This is a genomic window from Nonomuraea sp. NPDC004186 (genome assembly GCF_053603495.1).
Map to the genome: position 1 here is coordinate 36,296 of NZ_JBSGFQ010000103.1, position 8,059 is coordinate 44,354.

Sequence of the window (8,059 nt, forward strand, 5' to 3'; positions counted from 1 at the left end):
GACTCAGTCATCCGCTGGAAACTTATTTGTAGCACCACATAGCCCCTTGACGAGGCCATGTGACCAACGTATTAAATAATCGCTAATCGAGTATCGACCCATTAAAAGGCGTCGCAGATCTCGCCCCCTTGGAGGTGCGATGCGTTCCCCCCATCCATTCCTCGCTCCCACAGCCCTCAGCTGCCTGCTCCTGCTCACCGGCTGCGGCGGGGGCGGCTTCGCCGGCGACTCGCAGGCCAAGCAGGGCGAGGGCGGCCAGATCACCGTGCGAATGCTGGTCAACATCACCCCGAACCTCACCCAGGCGTACTGGGACGGCCTGGTCAAGCCGTTCGAGCAGGCCAACCCCGGCGTCGACGTCAAGGTCGAGGCGCCGACCGGCAAGGGCGTGGCCGACACGCTGCCGCAGCAGCTCGCGGCGGGCAACGCGCCCGACGTGGTCGAGACGCTGACGGTGGACGAGACGCTCTCCAAGCAGATGCTCGACCTGACCGACCAGCCGTGGGCGAAGGACACGCCGCTGGCCAAGGAGGCGAGCCTGGGCGGAAGGATCTACACGGTCGGCGTCGGCGTGCAGGCGCAGTCGCTGGTCTTCTACAACAAGAGCGCGTTCGACAAGGCCGGGATCGACAAGCCGCCGGCCACGCTCGACGAGTTCGACGCCGCCATGGGCAAGCTCAAGACGGCCGGGTGGCTGCCGCTGCAGACCGGCGGCGAGTTCCTGACCGGGCTCCAGCTGCTGCAGTTCTCCGGACCGTCGCGCGCCCAGCTCCACCCCACCTGGCAGCAGGACGTCAAGGCGGACAAGCTCAAGGCCGGCGAGTCGCTGCTGCCCTACCTGGAGCGCTACCGCACCTGGATCGACAAGGGCTACGTCGACAAGAACGCCCTGGGCACGAAGTACGCCGACGCCGAGACCGCGTTCCTGTCCGGCAAGGCTGCCATGTACGTGATGGGCAGCTGGTTCACCGCCGCCGAGGCCAAGTCCACGAAGGACTTCGAGGTCGGCGTCTTCCCCGCCCCGGTCGACAAGGGCCAGGCGTACCCGGGTCCGCAGGGCGCCACGATGGCGGCCCCGTACATGATCCTCAAGTCCACCCCGAACAAGGACGCGGCCCTCAAGCTCGTGCAGTGGCTCGTCACCGACCAGGTGGCGGTCAAGAGCCAGCTCAAGCAGGACGGCAACTTCCGCGCCGGCGTGGAGCGCGAGTTCACCCCGCTGGAGAAGCAGGTGCAGCAGATCCTCGACAGCGCCCCCTCCGGCGTCCCGCAGGGTGAGGGGTACGGCGACGCGACCCTCCCCAAGGGCTTCAACGCCGCGTGGAACACCGAGGTCCAGGGCCTGTACGTGGGCAAGTCGCCCAAGGAAGTGGCCGAGGGCGTGGACCGCTGGCTGGCCGGCCGCAAATGACGCTCACCCGGGAAGCGCCCCCAGCCGTCCCCGAAGCTCCCGCCCTTCCGAAGACCAGGCGCGGTGACGGGTGGGCCACCACGATCATGGTCGCCCCCGCCACCGTCCTCTACACCGTGATGCTGATCGTCCCGGTCGGCCTGGCGCTCTACCTGAGCCTCACCGACTGGGACGGCTTCAGCGCCGACCCCGCCTTCGTCGGCGCCGCCAACTACCTCGACCTCCTCGACGACCCCGAGCTGCGCCGCGCCGCCCTCGTCACCCTGCTGGTCGCCGCCGCGGGCACGGCCGGGCTCAACCTGCTCGGCCTCGGCTTCGCCCTCCTGGTGAACGGCGCCTCGAAGGCGAACACGTTCTTCAGGATCGTCCTGTTCTATCCGCACGTGCTCAGCGCCCTCGTGGTCGGCTTCCTCTGGTCGGCGATCCTCGGCACCAATGGCGCGGTCAACAACCTGGTGACGAAGTGGGGCGGCGAGGTGCTGCCGTTCCTGTCGGACCCGGCGTGGGCCACGGTCACCATGATCGGGGTGCTGGTGTGGGCCGGGTTCGGGGTCAACGTGGTGCTCTACCTGGCGGGGCTGCAGGCCGTGCCGCACTCCCTGATCGAGGCGGCGCGCATCGACGGCGCGACGCGCCGGCAGGTGTTCAGGAACGTGACGCTCCCGGCGCTCGGCCCGTCCGTGACGGTCAACATCGTGCTGTCGCTGGTGACGCTGCTCAAGACGTACGACCTGGTGGTGTCGCTGACGGCGGGCGGCCCGGCCGGGCAGACGCAGACCGTCGCCTACCTCATCCTGTGGAACTCCTTCCACGACGCCCGCCTCGGCTTCGGCTCCGCGCAGTCGGTGCTGCTCATGCTGGTGACGGCGGCGCTGGCGTTCGTGGTGACCAGGCTGCGCAGGCGCGGGGAACTGGCGGTCCACCAGTGAGAAGGACGTTCCTCTGGGCGACCGTCGCCTTCATGCTGATCCCCCTGTACGTGCTGACCGTCAACGCGTTCAAGGGCCAGCAGGACATCCTGGCCGACCCGTTCGGCCTGGGGGGTCTCACGCTGGAGCCGCTGGGCAGGGCGCTGACGAACCCGCAGTTCAACGTGGTCAAGGGCTACGCGGTCACGCTGCTGTTCGTGGTGGCGGTCAACGTGCTGTCGGTGGTGCTGGCCGCGCCGGCCGCGTACGTGATCGCGCGCAGCCCGAAGCGCCGCTTCCGGATGCTGATGCTGTTCTTCCTGGCCGGGACGTTCATCCCGGGCCAGGTGCTGGTCATCCCCGTCGTGTACGTGCTCAAGACCCTCGGCCTGATGGGCACCATCCGGGGGTTCGTGCTGTTCGAGACCGTGTTAACGCTACCGTTCTCGATCTTCCTGTACGCCGGCTACATCGCCACCATCCCGGCCGTGCTCGACCAGGCGGCGGCCGTGGACGGGGCGGGCAGGCTGCGTACGTTCTGGCAGATCGTCTTCCCGCTGATGAGGCCCGCGGTCGCCACGATGGTCATCCTCAACACCTTCTCGGTGTGGAACGACTTCGTGAACCCGCAGATCATCCTGGGCCCCGGCAGCGGCCTCTACACCGTGACCACCGGCGTCTACGCGGCCGTCAGCCAGTACTCCACCGACTACACGGTGGTCTTCCCGACGCTGCTGCTGGCCATCGCCCCGCTGCTGGTCTTCTTCGTCTTCATGCAACGGCACATCATCAGCGGCCTGACCGCCGGAGCAACGAAAGGGTGAAGATGCGGACAGTATCTCCGGGACCCGCGAACGGTCCCTCTGTCACGGCGACCGTCCCGCTCGGCGTGCCACCGGTCTGGGCGGTGCTCGAGCGCAGGCTGTTCGACGCCCTCGACGAGGCCTGGCGGGCGTTCGCCGCCCGCTACTGCGGCCCCGACGGGCGGCTCGTCTACCACGGGCCGGCCGCCGACCGGGACGGCGCCGACGACTTCTACGAGGCGTTCTTCAACTGGCCCACGCTCTACCAGCTGGGCGGGGCCGACGACCTGCTGGACGCCTCGAAGCACCACTGGGAGGGCGTGACCGCGCAGCTCACCGAGCTGGGCTACCTGGTGGACGAGTTCGAGCGCGGCTATGACTGGTTCCACCAGGGCGAGTCGCTGCTGCTGTTCTACGGCATCTGCGCCGCCGACCCGCGCGACGAGCAATTCCGTGAGCGCGCCCGCCGCTTCGCCGACCTCTACCTGCCCGGCTCGGCCAACTACGACGCCGAGCACGACATCATCCGCGCCCCGCACAACGGCGCCGGCGGCCCCCGCTACGGCCTGCAGTGGGAGTGGGCCTCCTACCACACCGACCTGATCAGCATGCGGCCGTACGGCCTGCCGCTGCGCGACCTGCCGGGCATCGCGGAGTGGGCGGACCTGGGCGACCCGAGCAACGCCGCCCGCATGGGCGCCGCCATGAACGAGCGCCTCGGCCGCGGCGACGTGGCCGTCAACCTGGCCGCGACCAGCCTGGCCGTCAACGCCTGGCTGTACGACGGCGACGACCGCTACCGCGACTGGGCCCTGCGCTACATCGGCGCCTGGGAGCGCCGGGCCGCGGCCAACGGCGGGATCCTGCCCGACAACGTGGGCCTGTCCGGCGAGGTCGGCGAGCTGCACGGCGGCCGCTGGTACGGCGGCACCTACGGCTGGCAGTGGCCGCACGGCCTCTACAGCGTCGGCGCCGCCGCCGCGATCGCCGCCGTCAACGCCCACCTGCTGACCGGCGACGAAGCCGCGCTCGCCATCGGCCGCGACCCCCTGGAGATCGTGTACGACAAGGCCATCCAGGCCGGCGTGACCGAGACGGAGATGAGCACCAGCGACCGCTGGCTGGCCGAGCTGGGCGACGAGGCTGGCAAGCCCACCATGCTGGTGCCGAACCGGCACGACGACGGGGGCTGGTTCGACTTCCAGCCGCCGCAGCTCGGCCTGCCCGTCTGGCTCTGGCACACCTCGCTCGGAGGACAGACCGCTTTCAGAGGGCAGGACGCCGAGCGGCTCGACCGGCTGAGAGCCGCCTCCGGATACGACTGGGCCACGGTGCGCCCGTTCCGGAACAAGGAGGAGGCCGGGCACGAGGCGCCCTGGCTGGAGTTCCTGCGCGGCGCCAACCCCGGCTTCCCCGAGGCCATGCTGTCCACCGCGCTCGGGCAGGTGCAGCGCCGGATGGCGCTCATCGACGCCGACCACGAGGACCTGTCCGCCATCCACGTGCACCACTGGCAGCGGCTCAACCCCGTGCTCACCGAAGCGCTGCTGCAGCTCGTCACCGGCACCCCGCAGGTGCTCTACAACGGCGGGCTGCTGCCCACCCGGCTGGCCTACTTCGACGCCGACCGCCACCGCCCGGGGCTGCCCCGGGACGTGGCCGCGCTGGTCGACTCGGTACGCCCCGACGGCACCCGCGTCGAGCTGGTCAACCTCGGCCTCACCCACACCCGAAGAGTCGTGCTCCAGGCGGGCGCGTTCGGCGAGCACCGCATCGACCGCGCGGTCATCACCCGGGGGGACGAGGACTACCCCGGTGACCCGCGCGCCTACACCACTCCCCCGATCACCGAGTCGGAGCGGGAGGTGACGGTGGACGGGCCGCGCCTCGTCGTCGAGCTGCCGCCCGGCCGCCGCATCCGGCTCGACCTGCACACGACCGCGCGCGTCCGCACGCCGTCACACCAGTACTACTGAGGAGTTACATGGACGACGCCATCTGGGATCTGCCTGTTCGCGGGCAGCTGCCCGCCGGACCCGACCCCGTCCTCGTGGAGGGGCTGAAGCGGATCAGCTCGGCCACCGCCTGCGCCAAGCTGCACGCCCAGGGCATCCGGCGGACCTTCATCGAGGGACCGCGTCCCATCGCCCAGGGGCAGAAGATCGCCGGCCGGGTCCGCACGCTGCAGTTCATGCCACAGCGCGAGGACATCGCCTCCGGGCTCGGCCAGGAGTACGTCGAGCGGCACACCGCGCTGTGGGCCGTGCTGGAGACGATCGAGCCCGGCGACGTGCTGCTCGTGCAGGCGTACGGCAGCGCGTACACCGGCTGCTTCGGCGACATGCTGGTGCGTTACTTCAAGCGCAAGGGCGGCGCGGGCATCGTCGTGGACGGCAGGATCCGGGACCTGCCCCGGGTGAGCGGCATCGGGCTGCCGCTCTGGACGACGGGCGCGACCCCTCATTACGCCTCGCAGGCGGAGCTGTTCCCGTGGGCGTACGACGTGCCGGTGGCCGTGGGCGGGGCGCTCGCGCTGCCCGGCGACCTGTGCGTGGCCGACGACGACGGCGCCGTGGTCGTGCCGCGCCGGCGCGCCACGTCGGTGCTCGAGGCCGCCGCCGACCACGAGCAGTGGGAGCGCTACAGCCGCGCCCGCATCGAGGAGGGCGGGGCGCTTTCTGACTACTACCCACTCACCCCCGAGACCCGCGCCGAGTACGAGCGGTGGCGGGAAGTTAAGGAGAGCCAGTGATCCTCAGGTCCCTGGGCGCGGTCGTCTTACTCCTGGGCGGACTGACGACCCCGACCCCGGCGGCTGCCGCCAAGACGTGTGACTATTTCGTCTCCCCCTCAGGCGGCGACCGCGGCGACGGCAGCGCCCAGCGCCCGTGGAAGTCCATCGAGCAGGCCCGCGACCAGCTCCGGGCCAAGAAGAAGTACCACCAGAACTGCGACATCGTGGTCAACCTCAAGACCGGTGACTACGTGGTCGACAAGACGATCACCTTCACCGAGGCCGACTCCGGCGAGAACGGCCACAAGATCATCTACCGCAGCGCCGACGGCCCCGGCAAGGCCAGGCTGCTCGGGGCCAGGCCGCTGACGGGCTGGCAGAAGTACGACGACAACATCTACAAGACCAAGGTCGACCGGAACTTCTACACCCTCTTCGAGGACGGCAAGCGCGCCACCACCGCCCGCTACCCCAACAGGACCAGCGACGACCTCTGGTCGCCGTACCTGTTCTCGGTGCTGCCGGAGGCGGAGTACCAGGCCGTGCACAACTGGCTCTTCTTCGACCCCAAGGACGTCCCGAAGGAGTGGGACGCCGACTTCGACAAGAACGCCCAGATGGTCGTCTGGTCGGGCGGGTCGTGGAGCTGGTTCAGCGACACCGTGCCGCTGGGCGGGGCCGACTTCCGCAAGAACTTCTTCACCTTCAACCACGACACCCGCTTCAGCCTCGTCAACAGCCGCAGCGGCTCGCGTTACTTCCTGCAGAACACGCTGCGCTTCCTCGACCAGCCGGGCGAGTACTACTTCGACTTCGCCAACAGCGAGGTCTACTACTGGCCGAAGGGCTCGATCGACAAGGTCGTGGCGCCCACCGTCAAGACGCTCATCTCGCTGGCCGGGTCCTCGCCGGAGCGGCGGGTGCAGAACCTCTCCTTCGACGGGCTGGCGCTGCAGTACTCCGACTTCGTCGACTGGTACCGCTACGGGTGGAACGCCGCCGGCGACTCGGGCTACGAGCACAAGTACCCGATCTACGACCGGCAGATCGAGCTGCCGCGCAACCGGTTCGGCATGATCACCGTGACGAACTCCCGCGACATCGACCTGACCAGGCTGCACCTGTCCGACAGCGGCTTCACGGGCGTCTTCCTGCTCTTCGCCAACGAGCGCGTCAAGGTGACCGACAGCCTGCTGGACAACATCGGCGGCGACGGCATCAAGGTGGAGGGCGGCTATCCCGGCGAGGGCGACATCACCGGGCACCACACGTTCGCCAACAACTACATCTACCACGTCGGCGAGCTGGTGCCCGGCGACGCGGCCGGCATCGAGCTGATGAGCACCGGCAACAACGTGGTCAGCAACATCGTCGTCAAGCACAGCGCCCGCTACGGCATCAGCCTGGAGGTCCGTCCCGAGATCAAGAACGAGGACAACTACGCCCGCAACAACCGGTTCTCCTACATCCGCCTGGAGGAGACCGGCCTCGACAGCGGCGACATGGGCGCCTTCTACACCTACGGCGTGCACAACGTCGAACCGCACCCGATCGACAACTACGTCTCGCAGATGGTGATCGGCGACGTCATCAACGACCCCGCCGGGCAGATGCCGGACTCCGGCACGCGCGGCGTCCACATGGACGCGGGCGGCTGCGGGTTCTCGATCGAGAACGTCGAGGTGGGCAAGGTCAGCGACGACAAGTACCAGGCCTACAAGTGCAACGAGGTCAAGAACGCCAACTGGGCGGACGGCTTCGACACCTCGAAGATGGAGTACGACAAGATCGGTGTGACGAGCGCGTTCCCGTACCCGATCCCGAGCTAGACGCCATCGCGAGGGTCCGGCCCGGCCGGGCCCTCGCGCTCGCCCTCGCCCCTCGCCCCACCGCCGACCACCGCCCGACACCCACCGTCCGCCGTCCACCGTCCGCCGTCCGACACCTGACGCCCGCCGTCGCATCGCGGCGGGGGCTGCCCGCTTGTCCGGCCTCCTAGCAGCCTGTGTCCGCGTCCGTCGCGCGGGCGCCGCACCCCTGGAGCGCACGCATCGTGACTCCTCCGCTCTATGAAGGGAGCGGCTTCTCGCTAAGCCGCTTGCGCAGCGTCGCGAAGGGCAAGCCCTGCCCTCAAGATGTTGATCGCCGCGTTCACGTCGGCGTGCGCGGAAAACCCGCACCCCGTACATCGGAAGACGGCTTG

7 protein-coding genes are annotated in these 8,059 nt (G+C 69.2%); 6 read left to right on the plus strand and 1 reads right to left on the minus strand.

The window, feature by feature from the left end:
* The first annotated feature begins 139 nt into the window (after positions 1 to 139).
* Genes ACWEPL_RS50590 through ACWEPL_RS50615 form a run of 6 tightly spaced genes read left to right on the plus strand, consistent with a single transcriptional unit; the run spans position 140 to position 7,685 of the window.
* Complete coding sequence (locus ACWEPL_RS50590; protein WP_452440576.1) at positions 140 to 1,411, plus strand: ABC transporter substrate-binding protein; 1,272 nt, start codon at positions 140 to 142, stop codon at positions 1,409 to 1,411.
* The gene (locus tag ACWEPL_RS50595; RefSeq protein WP_363966689.1) at positions 1,408 to 2,340 is read left to right on the plus strand and encodes a carbohydrate ABC transporter permease; all 933 of its coding nucleotides are present in this window, start codon (positions 1,408 to 1,410) and stop codon (positions 2,338 to 2,340) included. The genes ACWEPL_RS50590 and ACWEPL_RS50595 overlap by 4 nt, the downstream gene beginning before the upstream one ends.
* 32 nt (positions 2,341 to 2,372) lie before the next feature.
* On the plus strand, positions 2,373 to 3,143 hold the full coding sequence (locus ACWEPL_RS50600; protein ID WP_363966690.1) for a carbohydrate ABC transporter permease: 771 nt from the start codon (positions 2,373 to 2,375) through the stop codon (positions 3,141 to 3,143).
* A gap of 2 nt (positions 3,144 to 3,145) precedes the next feature.
* A complete protein-coding gene (locus ACWEPL_RS50605; protein WP_452440579.1) occupies positions 3,146 to 5,098 on the plus strand; it encodes a hypothetical protein in 1,953 nt (650 codons plus the stop codon).
* An 8-nt stretch (positions 5,099 to 5,106) separates the two neighbouring features.
* Positions 5,107 to 5,874 (plus strand): RraA family protein, encoded by a 768-nt coding sequence (locus ACWEPL_RS50610; protein WP_363966693.1) that lies wholly within the window; start codon positions 5,107 to 5,109, stop codon positions 5,872 to 5,874.
* Entirely contained in the window at positions 5,871 to 7,685 is a 1,815-nt protein-coding gene (locus ACWEPL_RS50615; protein ID WP_452440580.1) for a right-handed parallel beta-helix repeat-containing protein, read from the plus strand. The genes ACWEPL_RS50610 and ACWEPL_RS50615 overlap by 4 nt, the downstream gene beginning before the upstream one ends.
* A gap of 260 nt (positions 7,686 to 7,945) precedes the next feature.
* On the opposite strand, the gene ACWEPL_RS50620 is transcribed toward ACWEPL_RS50615, so the two are convergent.
* On the minus strand, positions 7,946 to 8,059 hold a 114-nt coding region (locus ACWEPL_RS50620; protein ID WP_452440581.1), incomplete at its 5' end, for a zinc ribbon domain-containing protein.